This window comes from Enterococcus sp. ZJ1622, assembly GCF_011038845.1.
In the GTDB taxonomy this organism is placed as follows: Bacteria; Bacillota; Bacilli; order Lactobacillales; family Enterococcaceae; genus Enterococcus_B.
The window spans coordinates 81,135-106,028 of sequence record NZ_JAAKDW010000003.1 but is presented as its reverse complement, the minus strand read 5'-3'; the positions used below and the strand labels follow the sequence as shown (position 1 = coordinate 106,028).

General features: G+C 43.1%; 22 protein-coding genes, 1 pseudogene and 1 riboswitch. Of the genes and pseudogenes, 6 read left to right on the top strand and 17 right to left on the bottom strand.

Annotation, left to right across the window (positions count from 1 at the left end; translation table 11 throughout):
- Positions 1 to 135: 135 nt before the first annotated feature.
- The 3 genes and pseudogenes from G7Y42_RS03800 to G7Y42_RS03790 all read right to left on the bottom strand — a co-directional run bounded on the left by G7Y42_RS03800 (position 136) and on the right by G7Y42_RS03790 (position 2,223).
- Complete coding sequence (locus tag G7Y42_RS03800; RefSeq protein WP_165004166.1) at positions 136 to 657, bottom strand: transcription repressor NadR; 522 nt, start codon at positions 655 to 657, stop codon at positions 136 to 138.
- Positions 654 to 1,505 (bottom strand): chorismate mutase, encoded by an 852-nt coding sequence (locus G7Y42_RS03795; RefSeq protein ID WP_165004163.1) that lies wholly within the window; start codon positions 1,503 to 1,505, stop codon positions 654 to 656. Before G7Y42_RS03795 ends, G7Y42_RS03800 begins: the two co-directional genes overlap by 4 nt.
- Positions 1,498 to 2,223: pseudogene (locus G7Y42_RS03790) on the bottom strand (NAD-dependent protein deacylase). Before G7Y42_RS03790 ends, G7Y42_RS03795 begins: the two are co-directional and overlap by 8 nt.
- A gap of 369 nt (positions 2,224 to 2,592) precedes the next feature.
- Here G7Y42_RS03790 and G7Y42_RS03785 point away from each other — a divergent pair.
- From G7Y42_RS03785 to G7Y42_RS03775, 3 genes are all read left to right on the top strand, one after another.
- Positions 2,593 to 2,889 (top strand): hypothetical protein, encoded by a 297-nt coding sequence (locus G7Y42_RS03785; protein WP_165004160.1) that lies wholly within the window; start codon positions 2,593 to 2,595, stop codon positions 2,887 to 2,889.
- Between the two features lie 264 nt (positions 2,890 to 3,153).
- Positions 3,154 to 3,328, top strand: a riboswitch (Lysine riboswitch).
- Between the two features lie 137 nt (positions 3,329 to 3,465).
- A complete protein-coding gene (locus tag G7Y42_RS03780) occupies positions 3,466 to 5,058 on the top strand; it encodes an ABC transporter permease subunit (RefSeq protein WP_165004158.1) in 1,593 nt (530 codons plus the stop codon).
- A 12-nt stretch (positions 5,059 to 5,070) separates the two neighbouring features.
- The gene (locus G7Y42_RS03775) at positions 5,071 to 5,811 is read left to right on the top strand and encodes an amino acid ABC transporter ATP-binding protein (RefSeq protein WP_165004155.1); all 741 of its coding nucleotides are present in this window, start codon (positions 5,071 to 5,073) and stop codon (positions 5,809 to 5,811) included.
- 74 nt (positions 5,812 to 5,885) lie between these two features.
- Here G7Y42_RS03775 and G7Y42_RS03770 read toward each other — a convergent pair whose 3' ends face one another.
- Positions 5,886 to 6,890: a metallophosphoesterase gene (locus tag G7Y42_RS03770; protein ID WP_165004153.1), complete on the bottom strand. Its 1,005-nt coding sequence runs from the start codon at positions 6,888 to 6,890 to the stop codon at positions 5,886 to 5,888.
- Between the two features lie 316 nt (positions 6,891 to 7,206).
- On the opposite strand from G7Y42_RS03770, the gene G7Y42_RS03765 reads away from it, so the two are divergent.
- Positions 7,207 to 8,553, top strand: coding sequence for an amino acid permease (locus tag G7Y42_RS03765; RefSeq protein ID WP_165004150.1), 1,347 nt, complete (start codon positions 7,207 to 7,209; stop codon positions 8,551 to 8,553).
- 52 nt (positions 8,554 to 8,605) lie between these two features.
- Here G7Y42_RS03765 and G7Y42_RS03760 read toward each other — a convergent pair whose 3' ends face one another.
- Positions 8,606 to 9,211, bottom strand: a complete 606-nt coding sequence (locus tag G7Y42_RS03760) for a TMEM175 family protein (protein ID WP_165004147.1) — start codon at positions 9,209 to 9,211, stop codon at positions 8,606 to 8,608.
- A gap of 146 nt (positions 9,212 to 9,357) precedes the next feature.
- Here G7Y42_RS03760 and brnQ point away from each other — a divergent pair, with 146 nt between their 5' ends.
- Entirely contained in the window at positions 9,358 to 10,710 is a 1,353-nt protein-coding gene (gene brnQ / locus G7Y42_RS03755; RefSeq protein ID WP_165004144.1) for a branched-chain amino acid transport system II carrier protein, read from the top strand.
- Positions 10,711 to 11,353: 643 nt separating this feature from the next.
- Here brnQ and G7Y42_RS03750 read toward each other — a convergent pair.
- The 7 genes from G7Y42_RS03750 to treR form a co-directional block, all read right to left on the bottom strand.
- The gene (locus G7Y42_RS03750) at positions 11,354 to 11,728 is read right to left on the bottom strand and encodes a hypothetical protein (RefSeq protein WP_165004141.1); all 375 of its coding nucleotides are present in this window, start codon (positions 11,726 to 11,728) and stop codon (positions 11,354 to 11,356) included.
- A gap of 136 nt (positions 11,729 to 11,864) precedes the next feature.
- Positions 11,865 to 12,326 (bottom strand): low molecular weight protein-tyrosine-phosphatase, encoded by a 462-nt coding sequence (locus G7Y42_RS03745; RefSeq protein WP_165004139.1) that lies wholly within the window; start codon positions 12,324 to 12,326, stop codon positions 11,865 to 11,867.
- Between the two features lie 43 nt (positions 12,327 to 12,369).
- A complete protein-coding gene (locus G7Y42_RS03740) occupies positions 12,370 to 12,951 on the bottom strand; it encodes a TetR/AcrR family transcriptional regulator (protein ID WP_165004136.1) in 582 nt (193 codons plus the stop codon).
- A 44-nt stretch (positions 12,952 to 12,995) separates the two neighbouring features.
- Positions 12,996 to 13,997: a Holliday junction branch migration DNA helicase RuvB gene (gene ruvB / locus G7Y42_RS03735; protein ID WP_165004134.1), complete on the bottom strand. Its 1,002-nt coding sequence runs from the start codon at positions 13,995 to 13,997 to the stop codon at positions 12,996 to 12,998.
- A 12-nt stretch (positions 13,998 to 14,009) separates the two neighbouring features.
- Positions 14,010 to 14,612: a Holliday junction branch migration protein RuvA gene (gene ruvA, locus G7Y42_RS03730; RefSeq protein WP_165004131.1), complete on the bottom strand. Its 603-nt coding sequence runs from the start codon at positions 14,610 to 14,612 to the stop codon at positions 14,010 to 14,012.
- Positions 14,613 to 14,781: 169 nt separating this feature from the next.
- Positions 14,782 to 15,240, bottom strand: coding sequence for a peptide-methionine (R)-S-oxide reductase MsrB (gene msrB / locus G7Y42_RS03725; protein ID WP_165004128.1), 459 nt, complete (start codon positions 15,238 to 15,240; stop codon positions 14,782 to 14,784).
- Between the two features lie 78 nt (positions 15,241 to 15,318).
- Positions 15,319 to 16,032: a trehalose operon repressor gene (gene treR / locus G7Y42_RS03720; protein WP_165004125.1), complete on the bottom strand. Its 714-nt coding sequence runs from the start codon at positions 16,030 to 16,032 to the stop codon at positions 15,319 to 15,321.
- 228 nt (positions 16,033 to 16,260) lie between these two features.
- Here treR and treP point away from each other — a divergent pair, with 228 nt between their 5' ends.
- Complete coding sequence (treP, locus tag G7Y42_RS03715; RefSeq protein WP_165004121.1) at positions 16,261 to 18,240, top strand: PTS system trehalose-specific EIIBC component; 1,980 nt, start codon at positions 16,261 to 16,263, stop codon at positions 18,238 to 18,240.
- A 62-nt stretch (positions 18,241 to 18,302) separates the two neighbouring features.
- Here treP and G7Y42_RS03710 read toward each other — a convergent pair whose 3' ends face one another.
- The 5 genes from G7Y42_RS03710 to G7Y42_RS03690 are packed head-to-tail and all read right to left on the bottom strand — an operon-like array spanning position 18,303 to position 24,840.
- Positions 18,303 to 18,866: a Maf family protein gene (locus G7Y42_RS03710; protein WP_165004119.1), complete on the bottom strand. Its 564-nt coding sequence runs from the start codon at positions 18,864 to 18,866 to the stop codon at positions 18,303 to 18,305.
- Positions 18,867 to 18,888: 22 nt separating this feature from the next.
- On the bottom strand, positions 18,889 to 20,994 hold the full coding sequence (gene mutL, locus G7Y42_RS03705) for a DNA mismatch repair endonuclease MutL (protein WP_165004116.1): 2,106 nt from the start codon (positions 20,992 to 20,994) through the stop codon (positions 18,889 to 18,891).
- A gap of 17 nt (positions 20,995 to 21,011) precedes the next feature.
- Positions 21,012 to 23,669 carry a DNA mismatch repair protein MutS gene (gene mutS / locus G7Y42_RS03700; protein WP_165004113.1) on the bottom strand — a complete coding sequence of 886 codons (2,658 nt, stop codon included), beginning with the start codon at positions 23,667 to 23,669 and terminating at the stop codon, positions 21,012 to 21,014.
- Positions 23,653 to 24,027, bottom strand: coding sequence for a YlbF family regulator (locus G7Y42_RS03695; RefSeq protein WP_165004109.1), 375 nt, complete (start codon positions 24,025 to 24,027; stop codon positions 23,653 to 23,655). Before G7Y42_RS03695 ends, mutS begins: the two co-directional genes overlap by 17 nt.
- Before the next feature lie 15 nt (positions 24,028 to 24,042).
- Positions 24,043 to 24,840 (bottom strand): TIGR00282 family metallophosphoesterase, encoded by a 798-nt coding sequence (locus G7Y42_RS03690; RefSeq protein WP_165004106.1) that lies wholly within the window; start codon positions 24,838 to 24,840, stop codon positions 24,043 to 24,045.
- Positions 24,841 to 24,894 lie beyond the last annotated feature (54 nt).

Below are 24,894 nucleotides of genomic sequence, written 5' to 3'. Positions count from 1 at the left end.
CTCCTTTTATTAAAAAGTATACAGTGATTTATTCTGATAAGTAGAACAATTTTTTCTCAAAAATAAAAAAACTGGCGTTAGGATTTCGCCAGTTCTTTAAGGTTGTTCTATTCAGTTGTTTTTGTGTAGAGCATGTTATCCTTCGTACAAGATCCCTGCTTCAGCCAGCTTTTGTCTGATGGTTTTCAGCATGTGTTTTTCTGGATAGCGGATCGTATGCAGGTGGATCCCATCGGTCAATTCGGACAATAAAGAGGCATTGCTTTTTTCGTAACGTCTCATGAACGAATCGATGTCTTGTGCCGTTTTGATGTGTAGCGTTCCTGTCAGTTCTCCATAGAGCGGGTGCTCCACGATCACATCGATGATCTCTCCACCATTTTCTACGATCAGACGAAGCTCTTCTTCCGTCTGATCCTTCCCATGCTGCACAGCGATTTTACTGACATGTCCAGTATTGGTTTCTTCTGTTTCAAGGATATATCCTCTTGCTGTTGCAATGATGTTCTTTCCAGCGGCACGTAGCAGTGCGATGTCTCCCACAATGATCTGACGACTCACACCAAAATTCTTGGCGAATCGGCTGGCACTGATAGGCCGCTGTTCACCTGCTAAGGTCTGCATGATTTGCTGGCGCCGTTTGTCTCCTTCGATCACTCCTGCTCCTCCTTTTTCATCTTGTCTTGATATGCACGAGAATGTTTCATAAGATCTGCATAGGTATTGGTGATTGTTTCTTTATACTCTGGTTTTTTCAGTAATCCTGCTACTTTTGCCAAGACTTGCTGTTCGCGTCTTTCATCAAGAACAGCTTTCCCTGTTTCTTTTTTCAATGCGCCGACTCTCGTTACGGTATCCATCCTTTTTTCAAGCAATCTGACTAACTCTTGATCGATGGCATCGATCGTTTGCCGTAGCGAATCAAGAGAAGGTCTAGGCTGTTCTTCTTCCACAGTTTTGATGATCCGTGCCGGATTCCCTGCGATCACTACGTTATCTGGAAACGATTTCGTGACGACTGCCCCTGCACCTACGACAACATTGTCCCCCAACGTGACGCCTGGTGTAATGATCACACCACCGCCAAGCCAGACATTGTTCCCGATCTTGATCGGTTTCGCGTATTCCAACCCGCTGTTTCGTTTCACTGGATGTAGCGGATGAGTGGCTGTGTAAAGCTGGACGTTTGGTGCGAACATGCAGTTATCTCCGATTTCGATCGTACTCACGTCTAAAAACGTACAATTGAAATTCGCATAAAAATTCTCTCCGATAAATATATTATAGCCATAATCAAAATTGATGGTGGGTTCCATATAGATTTTTTTCCCTGTGCGTCCGAATGTCTCTTTGAGCAATTGTGCTCGTAATTCTGCCGTTTCGGCCTGATTGATGATCTGGCTTTGTCCCCGGGCAAATTTCCGGTCTGCTACAAGCTCTGGGTCGTTGGCAAAATAAAGCTCTCCTGCGATCATTTTTTCTTTTTCACTTTTGATTTCAGTCATGTTCTGCTCCTAATTCTTGTATTTTGTTGAAGACGACTGCTCCGTCTTCTTGGATAAATTCATAATCCTGGGCTAGATGGATCGGCGTTTGGTTAATCACTAGAATCGAGGCGTCTGCTGCACGAAATTGAACCAGATCACAAAACGGATGGACTTGGAAGCTCGTACCAGCAATCACGATAAGCTCAGCTTTGCGTACTGCGTCAGTCGCCTGCTCAAGTGTTTCGTCCTGGAATCCTTCTCCGTATAAAACGATGTCGGGACGGATCTGTCCCCCGCATGTTTCATGGCTATCGCTTTTTAGATAAGCTCTCCAAGAAACAGGTTCTCCACATTTTCGGCAATGACAATGATAGAGGCTCCCATGGAAATCAACTAACTGGGTGCTTCCTGCTTTTGCATGCAGGCCGTCGATATTTTGTGAGACGACCCAGACGTCTTTTTTCTTTGCCAGTTCTGCTATCTCATGATGGATCACGTTCGGTTCTGCTTCTGGATGATACAATTTTTTGACAAAGCTATAAAATTTTTCTGGCTCCTTCTACATTGCTTGATGACTCAATAGATATTCTGGCTGCTCGATGCCCTGATACACACCTTTCAATGAACGGTAATCCGGCACTCCAGAAGGCGTAGAGACACCTGCGCCAGTTAAAAAAGTCACGTGTTTTTTTGCAAGGATCTTTTCTGCTGCTTCTTCGACCGTCAATTTTTTCATGTCCTGTCACCTCTTCTTTATTATAATCCAAAAGAGAAGATTATTCTCGGTAAAATAGACAATTGATTATTCAACAACTATTCCCTTCAGCAGACAAACAGGACCAGCTGTTTTTATCTGTTTGATTGCTCTGCTTGATGCAGGACAGTTTTTCATGACCTCTCGATACACGGCATTCAAAAGCTTGCATCTGCGGTAATAAGTCCAGCCAAATCAAAAACATGAGAAGCTATTTTTGTTTGTCTGTTCTTATTACTTGATGCAGACCAGCTTTTTCATGACCTTTTTATTTCTTGAACATTTTCTCACAATCTCCCTGACAAATAAATGTAAACGTGTTACAATACTGCTGAAGCGAGGTGAATCGATATGTTACCATTCTTTATTTACTGGGGCGTTATTTTGGCTTGTATCGCCTGGTTAGCATTAAGCATTTATTTTTCCGTCTTCTATTTTGTACGCAAAGAAAATGGAAATCTTTGGGCATTCGCATTTTTCAATGTGCTTGCTGCGATAGTTTTAGCCATTACTTTAGCAATTTATCGAACATGGGGCTGGGGGATCACACAATACTCAAGCCTGATCTATTTAATATTAGCAATCTACGGCGTGACGATCATTGCGCAAGCCGTCTTAGGGCGCGAGCCAAAAAAAGCCGTTGCCTGAGTATAGAACTATTGGAACTGGTTTCAGAGATATCTATTTCTGAACCAGCTCTTTTTTTATTGCGTTCCATTCATTTTTATGTATAATTATACTATTGTTGAATTTAAAGAAATTGATCCACGTTTTGAAAGGGATCTGATTAAAAGTAAGCACTTCTATGCTTATCAGCATTTTTTTCAAAAAACAGCAGTTATAGATTGACAAAGCCTCTAGACTATCGTACACTATTTTTTGTATAAATAACTGAATACGAGATGCCTCAATCAATGAGGTAGAGGTCGCGAGAATCATTAATCCTGTGGAGTGAAGCAAACACAGTGAAGCAGGTGTAGGGAGGATCGCCGAAATGTGCACTTTTTTGCTTGAAGTGTATGTTGGGACGCAAGTTAAGAGCTTGCGGACTGTCTTAGCAGTGATGCTAAGTTGCGCTATGTTTTGTGAGAGGTTTATCACCTTGTGAAATTTTAGCGGCCTTTTTATATCCATAAATCGGTCGCTTTTTATTTTTATTGATAAAGCTTTGACGCATTTCATCTAGACCGCTCGTGTATCATATAAGAAGAAAGGGAGAAAAAAATGAAAAAAAATATGGTTTCAGTTACCGTACTCTTCGCCTTTATCCTTTCACTGATCAGCGTTGGATATTCGGCAAATGCAGATGAAAAAACCCCGAGCGATGAATTTCGCGTAGGAATGGAGGCGGGTTATGCGCCCTTCAACTGGTCACAGCAAACAGACGAAAACGGTGCTTTGCCGATCCAAGGTCAAAATAGTTACGCTGGCGGCTATGATGTTCAAATCGCAAAAAAAATAGCGGATGACTTAGGAAAGAAATTAGTCATTGTCCAAACAAAATGGGATGGTCTCGCCCCTGCGCTCCAGTCAGGCAAGATCGATGCGATCATCGCAGGGATGAGCCCTACCGCTGAACGAAAAAAAGAAATCGACTTTACAGACCCTTATTATGAATCACAATTAGTGGTCGTGGTTCAAAAAGACGGGAAATATGCAAATGCGAAAAAATTAGCTGATTTGTCTGGTGCCAAAATCACTGCTCAGCTGAATACTTTCCATTACACCGTGATCGATCAGATTCCTGATGTACAAAAACAGCAAGCAATGGATAACTTCTCAGCGATGCGTACGGCATTGTCTTCTGGAATGATCGATGGCTATGTCAGCGAACGACCTGAAGGAGTCACTGCAACAAGTGTCGATAAAAAACTTAAAATGCTGGAATTCAACGGTGCAAATGGGTTCCAAACTAATCCTGAAGATGTACAGATCTCTGTCGGGATGCGTAAAGGCGACCCAGATATCCAAAAAGTGAACACGATCCTTGGCGGTATCTCTCAGGAAGAACGAACAAAGATCATGGATCAAGCAGTCAAAGATCAGCCCGCAGCAACAGATAGCGGAGAAAAATCAGGGATCATCTCTGATTTCACGACGATCTGGAAACAGTACGGGAATATGTTCTTGCGTGGTGCAGGTCTCACATTATTCATCGCTTTGATCGGTACAGTCGTCGGGACGACGCTGGGGTTGCTGATCGGCGTCTCTCGTTCAGTTCCTGAATCTAGTAACACTGTGACTCGTTGGCTCCAGAAAATCGGAAATGCGATCTTATCGATCTATGTCGAGATCTTCCGCGGCACACCGATGATGGTACAAGCAATGGTCATCTTCTATGGATTAGCTTTAGCTTTTGGCATTTCATTGAATCGTACGATCGCAGCTTTGTTTATCGTTTCCCTCAACACTGGGGCATACATGACAGAGATCGTTCGTGGAGGCATCTTTGCTGTCGATGAAGGACAATTCGAAGCTGCACAAGCAATCGGGATGACGCATGGTCAAACGATGCGTAAAGTCGTGATTCCACAAGTTTTACGAAATATCTTGCCAGCAACAGGGAACGAATTCGTGATCAACATCAAAGATACTGCTGTATTGAGTGTCATCGGTGTAGCTGACTTGTTCTTCCAGGGGAATTCAGCTTCCGGTGCCAATTTCCAATTCTTCCAGACATTCACGATCGTTGGGATCATCTACTTGATCATGACATTCACGATCACGAGAATCCTGCGTGCGTTAGAAAAGAAAATCGATGGACCTTCTGCTTATACGAAACTTGAAGAGATCGATAACTCAAACTTGCAGGAATAAGGAGGAAGAATCATGAGTGAAAAAATCATCGAAATCAACCATTTAAGAAAAAACTTCGGCGAAAACGAAGTATTAAAAGATATCAGCGTCACCGTGAACAAAGGTGAAGTCGTGACGATCATCGGCTCTTCAGGTTCAGGAAAATCCACCTTCTTGCGCTGTATCAATTTGTTGGAAAAACCAACAGACGGTGAGATCATCTATAATGGCGAAAACGTCTTGAAACCTAAATATAATTTGCCTAAATATCGTACGAACCTTGGCATGGTCTTCCAGTCCTTCAATTTGTTCAACAATATGGATGTACTGGAAAACTGTATATCAGGCCAAACAACGGTATTGAAACGAGATAAAGAGACTGCCCGAAGAATAGCGATCGAGAATTTAGAAAAAGTAGGGATGGATCGTTATATCGAAGCAAAACCTGCTCAATTATCCGGTGGTCAAAAGCAGCGGGTCGCAATTGCTCGCGCATTGTCAATGAATCCTGACGTCCTGCTTTTTGATGAACCTACTTCCGCTCTTGACCCTGAAATGGTCGGCGAAGTGCTGAATACGATCAAAGATTTGGCTCATACAGGATTGACAATGGTCATCGTGACCCATGAGATGGAATTCGCCAAAGATGTTTCCGATCGAGTGATTTTCATGGACAAAGGAATCATTGCAGAAGAAGGCTCTCCAGAAGAAATCTTCGTTCATCCAAAAGAAGAACGGACCAAAGAATTCTTATCACGTATTCTAAATAGCTGATATCTCATATATTTCTATCCAAAAGAGTTGTGACAAAAATCTTGTCACAGCTCTTTTTTTCGAATAAACGGTGTTCAATCGATCACACTGATGAGTTCTTTGTTTCGCCAATCATTTTCTTGTACTTTATAGATCGATAACTGTCCCTCTCTTACTTCATTGATCAGATAGCTTCGCTGTGAAGCACTTCCTGAATAATAAACAGGCAGCTGATCAAAAAGCTCCCAATCTTCTGATTCTCCTAAATCCGTATGATAGTGCCCATGGAAAACAGCTTTCAATATCCCCTCCTCATGGTATTCTTCCAATTTATCAGAAAACATCGCTCGTTTTTCGCCATCGCCCCACCAAATACTTAATGGTTTATGTACATTCAAAAGGACTGGCTCATTCTTTTGCTTTGCCTCTTCCAACTGCTGGAGAATCCAGTCGATCCCATCAATTAAGGAATAAGTAAGCCGCCCATGCGAAGTGTAATTCATCATCGGATGGTTTTGTGCCTGGATCACGCGGAAATCCCCTAATTGAAAAGAATAGCTCAAGCTCCCAGTATACGTCCGTCGCCATGGAAAGTGCTTTGTTACCTGGACATCTTTTGCAAGAAGATTCGGGACCTCATCGATGTGATGCAGTGCTTTTGCGAAGGAGCGCCGCCACGCATTGTTTCTGAAGGTGTCATACCAGTTGTTCTCGATATCATGGTTTCCTAGCCCATAAGCATAAGGCATCTTCAATCGTTTCAGTTTTCTTTCGATAACGAACCACTCGGACAAATGTCCATAGGCTGTCATATCTCCGTTTATGATCATTAGCTGATTGTTCTTGACTGCTTCATGATAATCATTGATACTTTCATATTGCTGTCGTATCAATTCTTTAGAGCGTCTTTTTTTCACATTGCCTGGCTCACTTTCTCCAGCGTCTGTCTTGTCTGTCCACGGATATTGCGGATCAGAAGTGATCACAAAAGAGAAATCTTCTGTTTCTGCCGCATAGATAATTACATCAGTCATGATGATCAAAAGAACAACCACCGATAAAATCGTTGTCAGAACGGATCGTTTATATATCTGCTTCATTCCATACCTCTTTCTAAAGTTATTTAATTAACAGATTATACTTGAAAAAATCTTTTTGGTAAAAAGCAAAAAATCGATTAAAAATCAAACATAAACGTTATTTAAATCACGTATCTCTTCAAACAGGGATGCTTTTCAGTTATGTAACAGACTTTTTGTATGGATTTCCTGTTTTCGTTTTTAGAAAAAATTTAAATAGTTGTATCCTTTAGTGTGTCTGGGTTATTTTCTGAAAATTTTGGAATATCATTGTATTTTCCTGAAAACTCTCTTAAGATAAATATAATTAAACTTTTTTAGTTAGGATGATTATTAAATGAATGAAGAGCAAGAATTACAACGAGGACTGAAGAACAGACATGTTCAGCTGATCTCGATTGGAGGTGCGATCGGAACAGGGCTGTTTTTAGGATCGGGGAAATCGATCCAGCTCGCAGGGCCTTCGATATTATTTGCCTATCTTATCACTGGCTGTATTTGTTTTTTCATTATGCGCGCCCTAGGAGAGCTTTTATTATCGAATACGAATAACCATTCGTTTCTAGATTTTGTGGCAGAGTATCTTGGAAAGCGAGCCGCGTTCGTCACTGGCTGGACGTACTGGTTTTGCTGGGTAGCGATAGCCATGGCTGATTTGACTGCAATCGGGATGTATGTGCGCTATTGGGCGCCTGGCGTCCCCCAGTGGCTGCCGGAGCTGATTGCGTTGGCATTACTGCTTGCATTGAACATGGTAGCTGTTTCTCTTTTCGGTGAATTGGAATTTTGGTTTGCTTTGATCAAGGTCGTTGCGATCATCGCCTTCATTTTAGTGGGAGCTTACATGATCCTTACTCATTACCAGACAGGGACGAGTACTGCTGCTGTCTCAAATCTGTGGTCCCATGGCGGGCTGTTTCCTACGGGAGCAAAAGGATTTATTCTTTCCTTCCAAATGGTGACTTTTGCTTTTGCAGGGATCGAACTAGTCGGTCTCGTTGCAGGTGAAACGGAAAATCCTGAAAAAGTGCTTCCTGAAGCAATCAACAATATCCCGATCCGGATCATACTATTTTATTTAGGTTCATTGTTTGTGATCATGGCTATTTACCCATGGAACAGCTTGAATCCTGATAATAGCCCATTCGTTGAAGTTTTTTCAGAGATTGGGATCACTATCGCTGCTTCTTTAGTCAATCTTGTCGTGTTGAGTGCTGCAGCGTCTGCCTGTAACAGTGCGATCTACAGTACTGGGCGAATGCTCCGCTCGTTGTCTCAAGAAGGCAGTGCACCTAAGAAATTCCGAAAGCTGACTACCCATCACGTTCCAGGAAATGCTTTGACTTTTTCGACCATCGTCATTTTCATCTCCGTGATCTTGAATTATGTGATGCCTAGCGAAGTATTTACTCTCGTAAGTAGTATCGCGACGACTTGCTTCTTGTTTATCTGGAGCATCCTCGTGTATACACACATGAAGTATCGGAAAAGCATGATCGGAAAAAAAGCCCATTCGTTCAAAATGCCGTTTTATCCATTCAGCAACTTCTTGGTGTTTCTTTATATGATTTTTGTTTGCGTAGTGTTGTTCCTAGGAAAAGATACAAGAATCGCTTTGCTGCTGACACCCGTCTGGTTTTTCTGTCTGCTTCTGATCTATCATTTGAAATATGGCAAGAAATAAATAGAACAGCCTACTTTCCAACTCGCTGAATGCGGATGGAAAGTGGGCTGTTCTATTCATCTTTTGTGTGCTTATAAAAAACCAGATGTCGAAAATAGCTTTCTGCCTTGCGATACGAGAGAATCCAAATACCAGAAACGAAGAAACGGCCGAACAATCCGATCATCGGGACGAAAAAAACACCTACGATCAAGCATAGATTGATGAACATCGATAAGGCACTCCGGTGATCTTTCGATAAAACTCTCACCACATGAGAATCCGGTTCGTTCGCCTTCATCACCTGCCGCATCAAAATACCAAAAGAAAAACTCCACATCGTATAAACCAGCACATAAGACAGTTCAGGCCAGAATTCTCCCGGGTTTCTCCCTACCCAACTAGTCACAGACGGGCACAAAGTCAGCCAGAACAGCCAGAAGATATTCGCCCATACGACTCGATAATTGATTTTATCTGCCATTTGGAAGACACGATGATGGTTCACCCAGATCACTCCCACAAAAATAAAACTGATGGCGTAAGCTAACAGGGTATTACGAATATTCCATAATGACTGAAAACCTGCCGGATCAGGGATTTTGATATCCAATACTAGGACAGTCAAAACGATTGCGACTACCCCATCTGTAAGCGCTTCTAATCTTGATTTTGTCAATTCAACCACTCCTTGGAAAGACGTGCGCTCTCATTTTATCACTACCGTTATTAAATAACCACCGTTTTTAGCAGATAATTTTCTGAAAATTATTGCATATTACGGAAAAGTTTGTTACTTTTAAAAAAAATGTAAAGGAGTTTTATATGACAAAAAAATTATCGTTCAAAGAGTATCTTTTTATCGGTTCTATGCTTTTCGGTCTGTTCTTCGGAGCTGGGAACCTCATTTTCCCTGTACACATGGGACAAGAGGCTGGTTCAGCGGTTTTTTGGGCAAATCTTGGCTTTTTAGTTACTGGGATCGGACTTCCTTTTCTAGGAGTGATCGCGATCGGCGTATCAAAGAGTTCCGGAGTCTTTGAATTAGCCAAACGTGTGAATCAAACATATGCCATGATTTTTACTGTCTTGCTTTATCTAGTGATTGGGCCTTTCTTCGCTTTGCCTCGTCTGGCGACCACTTCTTTTGAAATCGGATTGGCTCCCTTCATCGAAAGCGACAAACAGGCATTGTTTTTAGCTATTTTTAGTATCTTATTCTTTTTCTTTGCCTGGTGGTTCTCCAGAAGACCGACCAAAATCCTTGATTACGTAGGAAAGTTTTTGAATCCTGCCTTTCTGATCTTGTTAGGGGCACTTTTGCTTCTTGCCTTTTTGAATCCGCTCGGACCAGTGGATCAGGCAGTGATCCAGCCAAATTACCAGGATCATGCATTCTTCACTGGGTTCACACAAGGATATAATACATTAGATGCTTTAGCTGCTTTAGCTTTTGGGATCATCATCGTGACGACGATCCGAAGTATGGGTGTGACGAAACCGGCAGAGATCGCACGAGACACGATCAAATCCGGAGCGATCAGTATCATTTTGATGGGTGTCATCTATACGTTGCTCGCTTATCTTGGGACAATGAGTTTAGGGACGTTCCCAATGAGTGCGAATGGAGGGATCGCCTTAGCCCAAATCGCAGATCATTATCTGGGCACTTATGGAAGTATCTTGCTTGCCTTTATCGTCATACTCGCTTGTTTGAAAACAGGGATCGGACTCATCACCGCTTTTTCAGAAACATTTACTGAGCTATTTCCCAAACGCAGCTACCTTTTCTTTGTTTCAGTTGCAAGTGTCCTTGCTTGTTTAGTCGCAAATGTGGGCTTGACCAATATCATTCAATTTTCTTTGCCTGTCTTGATGTTTGTTTATCCATTAGCTATGACGCTGATCCTATTGGTACTCGCTGGACCTCTTTTCCAGCAAAGAGCTTGGGTCTACCGAATGACGACTTACTTTACGCTGATTGCTTCTGTTTTTGACGGACTGAATGCTTGTCCTGATTTTATCAAACAAACAGCGTTCATCCAGAGTTTGCTGGATTTTGCTCGCGCTTATCTACCATTCTTTACCTTGGGGATGGGATGGATCGTACCGGCAATCATCGGGTTTGTCGTAGGATACATCGTGAGTTTGACAAAAAAAGAAGCACCTGTTGTGTAATTCAGAAGTAAGGATACACTAACAAAAAAATAATTTTTACGAAAAAACTTAACAACTTTCGAAAACTTTCGTCACAAAATATTCACAACTGATGCTTATTATATAAGCATACCAACAAACAACCCTAACAACACTTTTTCATTTTTTAACTCCTTATCCTGCTAGCTCCCCGGCTAGCAGGACCTTTTTTTGTTCAAAAAACGATCGGCTTCGTACGCACAAAAAAAGGAGGCATGACAAAAATCTTGTCATAACTCCTTAGTTTCGAATAAATGGTGTTCCATCTGCTGCTTCTCGGCAATAAGTTCACTGCACAAGAAAATATGAGAAGCTATTTTCTGTTCAGTGTCCTTATTACTTAAAGCAGAACGCAGTTGTCACGACCTCTTCACTAAACGGTGTTCAAAAGCTTACATCTGCGGTAATAAGCCCAACCAAACGAAAAATGTGGAGAGCTATTTTTGTTTGGCTGTTCTTATTACTTGATGCAGGGCAGCTTTTTCACAATCTCTGATTCACGGTGTTCTCCTGCCAACTCCTCGGGCACAAGTCTCAATATTCATCAAACATGAGAAGCTGTTTTTTGAAATTGTTCCTTGTGCCTCAGAGTTAAACGGCAGGATCACAACCTCTCTGTTTGTATTTATTTCGATAGTCTTTCCTGTTCTCCTGCTGGTGAAAGACTGGTGATTTTCTCGATTTGTTCTATGGGCACCATACGTATCTGGTGTTCCTCATTTTGTAACCGGATCAGGACGCGGTCTTTTTCAACCGTCTTTGTCGCAACCCATCCGGAGATCGTTTCGTATTTGTTACTCAAGCGATTCTCCCTAAACTGCAGGATCACTAAACTGTGCTGTGCCGCAGCCTTTTGTAGTTCTAGAACAAACTTTCCCTGCAAACGTACATTCTCGGCATTCTCTTCAGTGTCATTTACAAAAGAATCCAAAAGCTGATACGATGTGTGAGTAACTAACTTGGTAAGCTTCTTCATCGGTGATACTGTTTCTTCGTCCATCGAATGCACTCCTCCTTTAGCTAAGAAAGTGTTACTTAATTAGTTTCATTTTACCTAATTCTGATTGAAAAAACAAGAAAATGCTTTGTAGCAAACAGAAATAAGTAAGCGTTGACTATAAAGAAATTTTGTTATTTTATTTTTCTGTCCATAGGTGCCACCACGCATCTAATCCTGTAGTGATCAGTTGGTAGGTCTCCTCAAAATCATTCGTATAATAAGGATCAGGAACATGTTGTTGTTCCATTCCAGGAATGACGCTCAAAAACAAATGGATTTTTTTCTGCGTAGAAGCTGGCGCCCTTCTTTGCAGTTCCTCGACATTGGCTTGGTCCATACCGATGATCCAGTCGAATTCCTGAAAGTCTTTAGGCGTGATCTGTCGCGCGATCATCCCACTTGTATCGATCTGTTCTCTGTCTAGGATTCTTTGTGTCCCCGGATGTGGCGCGCTTCCCACTTCATAGGAGCTTGTAGCTGCTGAATCGACGAAGAAGCGTTCTTCCAAGCCTTCGTCAGCTATCCGCTTCTTCAATAAGCCTTCTGCCATTGGCGAGCGACAGATATTCCCTAAACACACAAATAAGATTTTCGTCATTCTTCTCGTCTCCTTTTTGCAGATAATAGGATCTAACGTTTTTTTATTCTTCTTCCAGTTCTTCTTCCTTCGCATATAATCGGTAAGAATACAGTTCCGTGTCTTTTGCTAAACGAAAAAGCTGCATGGCGATCTCCATTGGCGTCTCTTCATAGCCATGAGTGATCCAGTTGACTAAGACCCCGCTGCAGCCATAAGAAAAGAATCGTGCATAAAAAAGCTTGTCTGTTTGCGACAATTGCCGTTCTTCGTCCATTTGATCAAAAATCTTGATGAATGACTGCTGGATGATGGTCGAAAACTCTTTTTGCAGAATATCCTGGTCTGACATCACTGTATTTTCATAGAATTCTTTTTTCTCAGCAATAGCCTTCAGCATCTTCAAGGCCTGTTCTTCCCAATTATCTAAAGACAGACACTTAGGATCTAAAAAATGCAGTGAATCTTCAAAATAGATCCAGCGAAGCAAATCATATTTATCTGTGAAATGATAATAGAAAGTCTGCCGGTTGATTCCTGCTTCGTGTGCGATTTTCTGGACACTGATCTTGCGAAAAGACTGTTTCTGACATAAACCGATCAGTACTTTCTTGATCAGCAATTTAGTATGTGGTGTATCGCCCATTCATTTTCCTCCATTCTAAGCAAGAAAGCTGCGAACATGTGTCGTTAAATCTGATAATCGTACCCGAAATGTTCATACGCATAAGCTGTTGCGATGCGTCCTCTTGGTGTACGCTTCAAAAATCCTTTTTGGATCAAAAATGGTTCATACATATCTTCTACTGTTTCTCTTTCCTCTCCGATGTTGACAGAAAGAGTACTTAATCCAACGGGGCCGCCGCCATATAATTCGATCATCGTGCGCAGAAGCTTCTGATCGACATAATCCAGGCCGGCCTGATCTACTTGTAGCAAAGTAAGTGCCTGATCTGCAATCGACTGATCGATTTTCCCGTCTCCCTGGACTTGAGCAAAATCACGTACTCGTTTCAGTAATCGATTGGCGATTCGCGGTGTCCCTCTCGAACGTCTGGCGATCTCAAGCGCGCCTTCTTCCATGATCTCTGTCTGGAAAATATCCGACGAACGCAAGACGATCTCTCTCAAGTCTGCCTCTTCATAATACTCCATATGAGAGATAATGCCAAAACGATCGCGTAAAGGTGCCGAAAGCATCCCAGCTCTCGTGGTTGCGCCAATTAAGGTGAACGGAGGCAGCGGAAAATGCACTGGATGCGCAGTCGGACCCTGACCAACCATGATATCGACATAAAAATCTTCCATAGCTGAATACAGCATCTCTTCTGCTACACGAGGCAAACGATGGATTTCATCGATGAACAATACATCTCCTGCTTCCAATTCGTTCAAGATCGCTACTAGGTCTCCTGGACGTTCCACAGCAGGGCCGCTAGTCGTACGGATGTTGACTTGCATCTCATTGGCGATCACCATCGCCATAGTAGTCTTCCCTAGTCCTGGAGGTCCATACAGCAGTACATGATCCAATGGTTCTTCACGATTCCTTGCTGCTTCAATATAGATTTGAAGTTCTTGTTTTACTTTCTTCTGCCCGATATATTGGGAAAGAAACTGCGGACGGAGCGATTTTTCCAAACTGAGTTCATTTTCGCCAGTTTCTGGTGATAAAAGATGTTCGTCTGTCATATCGTGCTCCTCCTATTTCTTCATCATTAATTTCAGTGCCTGACGCAAATACTCATCGGTTGTCTGGTTATCGACTTCTTTTAGCTGTTTCTCGACGCGTTTGATCTCACGTTCGCTGTACCCTAAAGCTGATAGAGCTTCCATGGCTTCAGAAAGTGCCGTTGCATCTTGTGCAGCTGTTTCGTCAAATAGATTGAATGGCGTATCGATACTCAACTCGCCGAATTTTCCTTTCAGATCGAGAATCATCTGCTGGGCTGTTTTCTTTCCTACGCCCGGGAACTTGGTCAGGTAAGTCACATCCCCTGACTCGACTGCCTGAATCAATCCCGAATGATCCTCGCTAGCCATGATCGCCAACGCACTTTTCGGGCCGATACCCGAGACGCTGACTAATCTCAAAAAGAGCTGTTTCTCTTCCAATGAGTCAAATCCGTAAAGTAAATGTGCATCTTCTCGAATGACCTGATGCAGATAGATCTTGACTTCCTGATTCAGCTTGCTGCTGTAGCGATAAGGGTTTCCTAAAGCGATCTGATACCCGATTCCATGCGTTTCTACTACTATGTAATAGGGATTGATAAAGGTAACCACACCTGTCAGATACTCATACATATTCTTTTCCTCTTTCTTTCACACACATACGTTCCCTTTATTGTAGCACATTTCCTCTTTTGAAAAAAGTCTTCCCATGTGGCGCCTTTTTACAGCAGCTAAAAAAGCAGAGGCACCACAAGCTGTCAATACTTGGTGCTCTGCTTTTAGCATCGCTGCGAAACATTTTTTATTCTACGAGCGATCGATATTCACCGTAGCCTAATCGTTCCATGTCCTCATAAGGGATGAATTTCAATGCTGCTGAGTTGATGCAATAGCGTAACCCGCCTTTTTCCGCTGGTCCATCATTGAAGACATGCCCCAGATGTGAATCTGCTTGTTTGCTGCGGACTTCTACTCTGTGCATGCCATGAGAAAAGTCCGCCTTTTCGCGTACCTGTCTCTTCACGATCGGCTTGCTGAAAGACGGCCAGCCACAGCCAGCATCATATTTTTCTGTGGAACTGAATAGAGGTTCGCCACTCACGATATCTACGTAGATCCCTTTTTCGTAGAAATCATCGTATTTCCCGCTGAATGGCCGTTCTGTAGCATTTTCTTGGGTCACTGCGTAAGCGATTGGCGATAATTCTTCCTTCAGTGCTTCTTTTGTCACTTCTTTGGATTGATCTGTCGACTCTTTCATCAAAAATGCCCCCTTTGTCCCTTAATCATAACGTCAAAGCAGGCAGAATCAAACAATCTGCTCAAAAAAATGCCAAATTTATACTTTTCGTCTTCTGGCAAATTCGACGAACCTGAACTTATCGAGCCGATGGACAGATTCGGTATATTCGAAGCAGCGGGTATCTTCTAAATGAACGAGACCGCGAACAACGACGACATATGGGTCATTGTGCAGATCCATCGTTTCTTTCATCTGCTTCGTGACTGATTCGACAGTGATCTCTTTTTGGGCGTATGCAATGGATAAATCCAGTTGGTTCTCGAAATAATCGTAGATCGATTTTTCTGCTTGTTCGACAGTCAAGACGGGAACGATCTCCTTCAATAAATAATCTCTGTCTAAAATAACTACTTCGCCATCGATCTTCCTTTGTCGAAGGAGATACCAGACCGGAGTTCCTACCTTCCACCCTGTCACTTTGCTCAGCTCCGGACTCACTTCAGTCTCTTCCAACGTATGGACGATTGTTTCACTCGGGATATGTTGCGTCTCTTGGAGTTCTTTGTAACTGGTCAATCCAGAGATAGGGAAATCAAATCGATTCCGATCGAGAACGATTGATCCTTTCCCTTGTTTTTTCTGGATATATCCTTCTGTAGTCAGCAGGTTAAGCGCTTTTCTGATTGTTTCCCGTGAAACACCGTAAATCTTGATCAGCTGATTTTCACTAGGCAACAGTGTATGCGGCGGATACTGCTTTGCCAAAATTTTTTGTTCCAAGTCTAAAAAAATTTCGTTGAATTTATTCAAGCGATTCTCCTCCTTTCCTTGTGGACTCTTCTGTTTCTTCACTATACTACAGCTTTTAGGGGATTTCAACGCTCCTAATTTCTGCTAAGTAGCGACATACCACACACCTGAAGCGGTAACAAATTTTCCTTTATTTAAATAAAACGCTTGCATTTGTCCGCAGAAACCAGTATAGTATGAACAGAAACAACTTGTATACACAAGTTAAAAAGAAAGGGGTTTATTTCTATGGCAAAGTATCAAGCAGATGCCGAAAAGCTGTTGAAAGAAATCGGCGGTAAAGAAAATATTGCTGCAGTCAGCCACTGTGCCACTCGTATGCGTTTTGTATTGAATGACCAGACAAAAGCCAATGAAAAAGCAATTGAAGATATTCCCAGTGTAAAAGGGATGTTCACAAATGCCGGACAGTTCCAAGTCATCATCGGAAATGATGTTTCTACGTTTTATAATGATTTTGTTTCTGTCTCAGGGGTCGAGGGGGTCTCTAAAGAACAGAGCAAAGCAGCAGCCAAGCAGAATCTCCATCCTGTGCAGCGTGCCATTGCTGTTCTAGCAGAAATCTTCACACCACTGATTCCGGCGATCATCGTCGGCGGGCTGATCCTTGGTTTCCGAAATGTGCTAGAAGGCATCCAGTTTGAAAGCCTTGGGGGGACCATCGTTGAACATTCGACATTTTGGAATGGGGTCAACGGATTCTTGTGGCTGCCGGGCGAAGCGATTTTCCACTTCCTTCCTGTAGGGATCACGTGGAGTATCGCGAAAAAAATGGGTACTACGCAGATTTTAGGGATTGTTTTAGGGATCACATTGGTTTCACCGCAATTATTGAATGCCTATAGCGTAGCCTCCACAGCAGCAGCAGATATTCCTTTCTGGGATTTCGGATTTGCGCAAGTACAGATGATCGGGTACCAGGCACAAGTGATTCCAGCAATGCTGGCGGGATTCATGCTTGCTTATCTGGAGATCTTCTTCCGTAAATATATCCCGCAGTCGATTTCGATGATTTTTGTCCCGCTGTTTTCTTTGTTACCAACTGTTTTGGCAGCGCATGTCATTTTGGGGCCAGTCGGTTGGACGATCGGCAGCTGGATCTCGAATATCGTCAATACAGGACTGACTTCTTCTATCAGCTGGCTATTCAGTGCCGTCTTTGGCTTCTTGTATGCACCACTTGTTATTACTGGACTTCACCATATGACGAATGCCATCGATATGCAGCTGATCGCTGATTTCGGCTCTACGAATTTGTGGCCGATGATCGCTTTGTCAAATATCGCGCAAGGTTCAGCTGTTCTGGCAATCATTTTCTTACATCGCGGGAACAAAAAAGAAGAACAGATTTCGATTCCTGCAATGATTTCTTGTTATCTAGGTGTAACTGAACCTGCGATGTTCGGGATCAATCTGAAATATGTTTATCCTTTCGTAGCTGCAATGGTCGGCTCAGGGCTGGCTGGGATGTTCGCCAATTTGATGGATGTCCGTGCAAATGCGATCGGCGTCGGTGGTCTACCAGGAATCTTGGCTATCCAGGCAGAAACATGGGTACCTTTTATCATTGCGATGATCATCGCGATCATTGTCCCATTTGGATTAACCGTTATTTTCAGACGCCAAGGCATCTTGAACAAGTTAGACCCTGTCAAACCGGAAGAAGCAGTCGTGCTGCAGACAGCAAATGGCGCTACTGTCTCACCGGAAGCATTCGAATCAGCAAGTACCACTACAGTTGCAACCATACCAGAATCACTTTTTGCCGCAGCAGCTGGTGAAATCAAACAAATAACTGAAGTGAACGATCCTGTTTTTTCACAAAAAATGATGGGGGACGGATATGCTGTAGAGCCTTCAAATGGGAAAGTCTACTCACCTGTAAAAGGGAAAGTCACGAGCATTTTTGAAACAAAGCACGCAATAGGTCTTCTCTCTGATACTGGGCTTGAAGTACTCGTTCATATGGGACTTGATACTGTAGAATTGAAAGGAGCTCCTTTCACTGTCCATGTCAAAGAAGGCGATCAGGTAACACCTGAGACTCTGATTGCAGAAATGGATCTGACCGAAGTCGAACAAGCTGGTAAACAGACGGACATCGTTGTCGCTTTGACTAACAATGAAAAAGTAGCCAATCTTTCCTTTGATAAGGTCGGGCTTGTCCGTCCAGGAGAAAAAATCGGAAAGGCTGAAGTAAAAGCCTGAGCAAAATAAAAACGGTGAATCGAAGCTTCTCGCTTCTTTCACCGTTTTTTTATGCTCGTTGTTCATACCTTCATTTTTTTCAATGCTTGATTCACTGCTCCCACCGGAAAACCTACGATGCTGTAGTAATCACCAGAGATTTCTTTGACGAAGACACTTGCTGCATTCTGGATGCCATAGGCGCCTGCTTTGTCCGCATAATCACCTGTGGCTAAGTAGCGGCTGATTTCTGCTTCTGTCAGAGGATAGAACGTGACTTTTGCTTCCGCTAGAATCGTTTCTTCCTGATTGCTATTCTTTAGCATAACAGCGGTATACACCTTGTGTGTTTGTCCGCTTAATTTCTTCAACATCGCTTCCGCTTCTGTCTGGTTCTTAGGTTTCCCCATGATCTCACCGTTCCAGACAATTGTCGTATCACTAGCGATGATCAGCGGTGCTTCCTCTGCTCGATGTTCCCAGACAGCAGCTGCTTTTTCTGCTGCCATACGTTGGACGTAATCAACTGGTGATTCGCCTTCATAAGGTGTTTCATCGATATCAGCTGGCTGGATATCGAATACAGGCTCGATGTGGGCTAAAAGTTCTTTTCGTCTAGGAGACTGTGAAGCCAAGATGATTTTCATTTTGCTTTTACTCTTCCTCTCATCAATGCGGGTCTTGGATTCGTTTGAACATTCTTTCCATATCTGAATTCGTGAAATGGATCAATACCGGACGACCATGCGGACAATTGAATGGATTTTCGCATTGCGCCAAGTCTTCCAGCAATACTCTTGCTTGCGCTTCATTCAGATGGTGGTTCGCCTTGATCGACCGCTTGCAGCTCATCATGATAGCTGTAGCTTCACGGAATTTCTTGACACTCACACTCCCAGTCGTCAACAGCATATCGATCATTTCCCGAATGATCGTTTCTTCTTCACCAGAGGGATACCAAGTTGGATGAGCTCGCACGATGAAGCTGTTTTGTCCAAATTCTTCCAAATAGATCCCTGCTTCTTCTAACAAGTGTTTCTGCTCCTTCAATTTCAAGGCATCACTGTTTGGATAGTCCAAGACGAATGGGACCAGAAGCTCTTGCAGATCATCAGACACTTCGCCGATTTTTTCCCGGAAATATTCATATTTGATCCGCTCTTGTGCCGCATGCTGATCGATGATATATAATCCATCGCGGCTTTGGGCGAAAAGATACGTTCCGTGCATTTGGCCGAAGTATTCCAAGTGTGGGAACCGCTGTGTCGTTTTTTCTGACTCCAGTTTTTTGATGGCTTGGTCCATTGTTCGTTCATTCCCGGCAGAAAAATCAAATTCTGGATGAAGCGCGAGTTCTTCTTCATAGATCTGTTCATCTATAGCTGTCTCTGACTCATTTTGAGGCTCAGTCGCTTTCAATTTATCAACAGTGGACAACTGTTCTTTTTCAAATCTTTCCACAGAGTTTTCTACAGGGTTATCAACAGTATCACCAGAGTTATCCACCATTTTTTCATTATTTTCTGGATAAATCACTGTTTCTTCAGAAAAATGTGGGAAGTTTTCAACATTTTCCACAGAGTTATCAACAATTTTGTGAACAACTTCCGGTTTTGGTTCTTCTACATAAAATGTGCCTGTTTCCCGATCGAAATTCAAACTTTGGGGTTTTTTCGGTTTTTCTTCTTCAAAAGCATAAGAAAGATCGATCTCGATTTGTTCTGCTTTTGGCTGATCAGGTACTTTTTTCTTGAAACGAAGATTGTCCGCCGCACTCGGGATCAGATTTTCTTGGCTCAAAGCTTCTTGGATCGCCTGTGCAATCAGTTCCGTCAATTCTTTTTCTTTCGATAGGCGCACTTCCTGTTTGGTCGGATGGACGTTCACGTCGACTAGCAAAGGGTCCATTTTGATTTCCAGAACAGCGATCGGAAAACGTCCCACCATCAGTTTAGAACCGTAACCTGCTACGATGGCTTTGTTGAGGGAAAAATTCTTGATGAAACGGCCATTGATGATCGTCGATAAATAATTACGGCTAGCACGTGTCACTTCAGGCAAAGACACGTAGCCGACTAATTCGAAATCCAAGTCCTTTGCTTCGATCTTCAGCATCTTCTTTGCTGTAGAAAGGCCATAGATCCCAGCAATCGTCTGCTTCAGATCGCCGTTTCCGGCAGTTGCCAACATTTTGTTTCCATCATGCACCAGACGAAAAGCGATCATCGGGTGGCTCAATGCCAAACGATTGACGATATCACCGATGTTCGCGAGTTCTGTGTGAAGCGTTTTGACGTATTTCAATCGTGCCGGTGTATTGAAAAAAAGATTGCTGACGGTGATCTTGGTCCCTTGCCGTAAAGGCGCAGGACGGTGTTCGATCACTTCACCGCCTTTCAATGCTAGATACGTTCCTTGTTCTTCTTCCTGATTCGCTGTTTCGATGGTCAGTTCCGAAACAGAAGCGATACTTGGCAACGCTTCGCCTCGAAATCCTAGTGTCCGAATACGGAAAAGATCATCTCTGTTATGGATCTTACTTGTCGCATGACGTTTGAATGCATTTTCGACATCTTCTGCCAGGATACCTTCCCCATTGTCGATCACTTGGATTTTCCGAAGTCCTGCTTCTTCTACTAAAATGTCGATCTGGGTACTTCCTGCGTCAATTGCATTTTCAACTAATTCTTTGACGACAGAAGCCGGGCGTTCAACCACTTCCCCAGCTGCAATCTGATTGGCTAGACGTTCAGATAATTCTTGGATTTTGGCCATAGGTCCACGCCTTCTTCCTACAGTTGTTTTTGTAATTCGTATAATTGGTTCAACGCATCCATCGGTGTCATTTCCAATAAATTCAGTTGTTTCAATGAAGCGACGACTTGCATTTCATTTTCAGACAATTCCCCGAATAAAGAAAGCTGCTGCGTCTCTTCTTTTGCATATTCTACATGTCCTACGTGGTTCGCTGTCGAATCTGCTATATTTTTTTCCTTTTTCTTATCCTTCACATCTATTTCTTCTGGCTGTTCGCTAGTTTTGGCAGCAACGACATGATGCTGCTCGTCGCCAGCTTCTAAAGCACTTAAAATAGCAGATGCCCGTTCAAGCAAACGAGGAGGCAAGCCGGCGATCTTAGCAACATGGATCCCGTAACTTTTATCTGCCGGTCCATCCATCATTTTATGCAGAAAGACTACTTCCCCGTCTTTTTCCACTGCGCCGACATGTACGTTCTTCAATTGCGGAAGTGCTTCTTCCAATACGGTCAGCTCATGATAATGGGTCGAAAAAAGCGTCTTGGCTTTCACATGCTTGTGGATATATTCAATGATTGCCTGAGCTAATGCCATCCCGTCGTAAGTGGCTGTTCCACGTCCTAGCTCGTCAAACAAGATCAGGCTGTTCGGTGTCGCATAGCGTAGCGCTTGGTTGGCTTCCATCATTTCGACCATGAACGTACTTTGCCCTGCAATCAAATCATCACTTGCACCGATCCGGGTGAAAATCCGATCGAAAATAGGCAACACAGCTTTTTGGGCAGGGACAAAACAGCCCATTTGCGCCATGAGTACGGTCAAAGCCAGTTGGCGCATATACGTACTTTTACCGGACATGTTCGGCCCTGTAATCAGCAGGATCATTTCTCCTTCGTCCATCTCGACACTATTCGGGATATATTCTTGATGCCCTAATACTTTTTCTACTACCGGATGCCGTCCGTCTTTGATCAGCAGCTGATGCTTATCACTCACTAATTCAGGCCGGACATACTGATAACGTTCGCTGATCGTAGCAAAACTTTGCAGTACATCGACGGCACTGAGAGATTTCGCTAAAATCTGTAGCGGCTGGATGGCCTTTTTCACTTCTTCTCGTACGGCTAGAAACAATTGATACTCTAAGTCGACAGATTTTTCTTCTGCCTCTAAGATTTGAGTTTCCAGTTCTTTCAACTCAGGAGTGATGAAGCGTTCCGCATTTGCCAATGTCTGCTTTCGTTCGTATTTTTCCAATTGGGCATTGCCGAGATTTGCTTTTGTGATTTCTATATAATAGCCGAATACTCGATTGAAGCCAATTTTCAAGTTTTTGATTCCTGTTTCTTGGCGTTCCTTCGCTTCAAGCTCTGCTAGCCATTTCTTTCCATTTCTCATCGCAGAGCGATAGGCATCCAATTGTTCATTGAAGCCGTCTTTGATGACATTTCCTTCTGTTATCTGAAGGGGCGGATCTTCTTGGATCGCTTGATCGATCAGTTCAACCAGATGATCCATCGGCTGCATGTCTGCCAGTAGATCCTGCCATTGTCCTTGGTCGATGCCTTCGATCAGCTGCCGGATCATAGGTACCTGTTCCAGCGAAGTCTTCAACTGGATCAGATCCCGCCCGTTCACATTGCCGAAAGCGACCCGCCCAGCTAACCGTTCCAAATCATATACTTTGGTCAAAGCGCCTTGCAGATCGATCCGTTCGAAGTAACTGTCTAGTAAAGAAGCGACCATTTCTTGCCGTGCGTTGATCTGTTTGGATTGGATCAGTGGCCGATCTAGCCATTGCTTCAGTAGACGTCCGCCCATCGCTGTTTTCGTTTCATCTAATAGCCATAAAAGCGTTCCGTGTTTTTTTCCGGTACGGATCGATTGGCTCAATTCCAAGTTGAATTTAGAATAATAATCCATCTTCAAAAAATGATCAGGCTGGTATTCCTCTGCTTTTTGGATGTGTGCTAAGCTTCGTTTTTGGGTCACTGCCAAATAAGTCAGCAGCTTCCCTGTCGCTTCTTTTTCTAAAGGATCCGTCAAATCGCTCGTGAGAAAGCTGAATTCAGCATTTTCTTCCATCGTGTCCTGTCTCGAAAAGACTAGACCTAAGCGCCCGCTCAATTGTTCAGATAACGCTTCTGGGATCTCATTTCCAAGAACAAGTTCCTTCGTTTGAAGTGCAGAGGCTTCATTCAGCACTGCTTCTTCATCAGATAGATGCGCAGTTTTCAGTTCTCCTGTACTCAAATCTGCGTATGCAAACCCGAATTTTCCATCTTGGTTGACGACTGCGGTCAAAAAATTGTTGTCTTTGGCAGATAGACCTTTGCTGTCCATGACTGTTCCTGGTGTCACTAGCTGGATCACTTCGCGCTTGACCATCCCTTTTGTCGTTTTTGGGTCTTCGACTTGTTCACAGATCGCTACTTTATAACCTTTTTCGATCAAACTGTCGATATAGCCTTGTGCGGCATGGTGCGGGACTCCGCACATCGGGATCGGTTCATCCGCATTGCGGTTCCTGCTTGTCAAAGTCAGTTCCAGCAGTTGGGCTGCTTTGATGGCATCTTCATAAAATAATTCATAGAAATCCCCTAGACGATAGAACAAAAAAGCATCTTGGTATTGGGCCTTGATGCTTAGATATTGTTCCATCATGGGAGTATTTTTAGTTTTCTGAGGCATAATTTTCCTCCTCTATTGATTCGTTTATTTCAGATTGGATCATCTCTGTTAAGTGATGCAGCAAGTCATTGGCTTCTATCAGCTGTTCCCGATAAGCCTGTACAAGCGGATGCTGATCAAAGGTTTGCTTTAATTCATCCGCTCGAACGATCGCTTCTTGTTCTGCTGCTTTTTTCCCATAATGCGCAAATCTCACTGCGTCTTTTTGTGCCTGCCTGATTTCTTCCATTAGTTGCTCTAAATACTGACTTCGATGTACTTTTTCTTCCAGCTTCTTGTAGCGGATGATCGTTTCATTCTCGCTTAAAAGCTGTGCCAATTTATCTACTTCTTTTTGGATTTCCGGCTCTTGCTGCACACTTTGCCTCTCTTTCTAATCCATAAATGGTCGGTCATCATTGATCTGGATCAGCTGGATATCTTTTGCTTGTCCAGTTGTATCGTCGATCTCCAAGATACAGCCGCTCAAGATTTTGCGTCCTTGTTCTACCACTTCGAAACGTTTGGGTAAAGCCGTCAGGAATTTTTCGATCACTGGTTCTCTACGCATCCCTAAAATCCCGTCATAAGGGCCTGTCATGCCGACGTCTGACAAATAAGCCGTGCCATTTGGCAAAATACGTGCATCATTGGTCTGCACATGCGTATGAGTCCCGATCACTGCCGAAGCTTTTCCATCCAGAAACCAACCCATTGCCTGTTTCTCACTTGTAGTCTCGCCATGGAAATCGACGAAAATGATTGGTGTTCTTTTTCTTGCTTCTTCGATCAGTTCCTTCATCTTCCGGAAAGGATCGTCAAGATCGACCATAAATGAACGTGCCTGCATGTTGATCACTGCCAATTCAAGTTGATTCACTTTGACAAAAACCATCCCTTGACCAGGTGTACCTTCGGGAAAATTAGCTGGACGGACCATTTTTTTTGCCTGATCGACAAATTCAAAGATTCCTCGATTGTCCCACGTGTGGTTTCCCATCGTGACGACATCGACACCATCTTGTAAAAATTTTTTATAGATCTTCTCTGTGATCCCTCGTCCGGAAGCTGCATTCTCACCATTTACGATCGTTACTTGTGGACGATATTTTTTCTTTAATTTGGGAACATATTCCGTGATCATCTCTCGTCCCATTGACCCTACTACATCACCAATAAACAATACCCGCACACTATTTTCCTCTTCTCTTTTAACATCACTCTATATTATAGTTGTTTTCGATTA

What these genes read in the sequence shown, in the direction of transcription:
- msrB (WP_165004128.1), bottom strand. Translation starts at nt 15,240, where the DNA reads ATGAAAGAGTCGACAGATCAATCCAAAGAAGTGACAAAAGAAGCACTG.
- G7Y42_RS03785 (WP_165004160.1), top strand. Translation starts at nt 2,593, where the DNA reads ATGTTACCATTCTTTATTTACTGGGGCGTTATTTTGGCTTGTATCGCC.
- ruvB (WP_165004134.1), bottom strand. Translation starts at nt 13,997, where the DNA reads ATGACAGACGAACATCTTTTATCACCAGAAACTGGCGAAAATGAACTC.
- brnQ (WP_165004144.1), top strand. Translation starts at nt 9,358, where the DNA reads ATGACAAAAAAATTATCGTTCAAAGAGTATCTTTTTATCGGTTCTATG.
- G7Y42_RS03775 (WP_165004155.1), top strand. Translation starts at nt 5,071, where the DNA reads ATGAGTGAAAAAATCATCGAAATCAACCATTTAAGAAAAAACTTCGGC.
- G7Y42_RS03765 (WP_165004150.1), top strand. Translation starts at nt 7,207, where the DNA reads ATGAATGAAGAGCAAGAATTACAACGAGGACTGAAGAACAGACATGTT.
- mutS (WP_165004113.1), bottom strand. Translation starts at nt 23,669, where the DNA reads ATGCCTCAGAAAACTAAAAATACTCCCATGATGGAACAATATCTAAGC.
- G7Y42_RS03710 (WP_165004119.1), bottom strand. Translation starts at nt 18,866, where the DNA reads ATGAAAATCATCTTGGCTTCACAGTCTCCTAGACGAAAAGAACTTTTA.
- G7Y42_RS03770 (WP_165004153.1), bottom strand. Translation starts at nt 6,890, where the DNA reads ATGAAGCAGATATATAAACGATCCGTTCTGACAACGATTTTATCGGTG.
- treP (WP_165004121.1), top strand. Translation starts at nt 16,261, where the DNA reads ATGGCAAAGTATCAAGCAGATGCCGAAAAGCTGTTGAAAGAAATCGGC.
- G7Y42_RS03750 (WP_165004141.1), bottom strand. Translation starts at nt 11,728, where the DNA reads ATGGACGAAGAAACAGTATCACCGATGAAGAAGCTTACCAAGTTAGTT.
- G7Y42_RS03780 (WP_165004158.1), top strand. Translation starts at nt 3,466, where the DNA reads ATGAAAAAAAATATGGTTTCAGTTACCGTACTCTTCGCCTTTATCCTT.
- mutL (WP_165004116.1), bottom strand. Translation starts at nt 20,994, where the DNA reads ATGGCCAAAATCCAAGAATTATCTGAACGTCTAGCCAATCAGATTGCA.
- ruvA (WP_165004131.1), bottom strand. Translation starts at nt 14,612, where the DNA reads ATGTATGAGTATCTGACAGGTGTGGTTACCTTTATCAATCCCTATTAC.
- G7Y42_RS03745 (WP_165004139.1), bottom strand. Translation starts at nt 12,326, where the DNA reads ATGACGAAAATCTTATTTGTGTGTTTAGGGAATATCTGTCGCTCGCCA.
- G7Y42_RS03740 (WP_165004136.1), bottom strand. Translation starts at nt 12,951, where the DNA reads ATGGGCGATACACCACATACTAAATTGCTGATCAAGAAAGTACTGATC.
- G7Y42_RS03795 (WP_165004163.1), bottom strand. Translation starts at nt 1,505, where the DNA reads ATGACTGAAATCAAAAGTGAAAAAGAAAAAATGATCGCAGGAGAGCTT.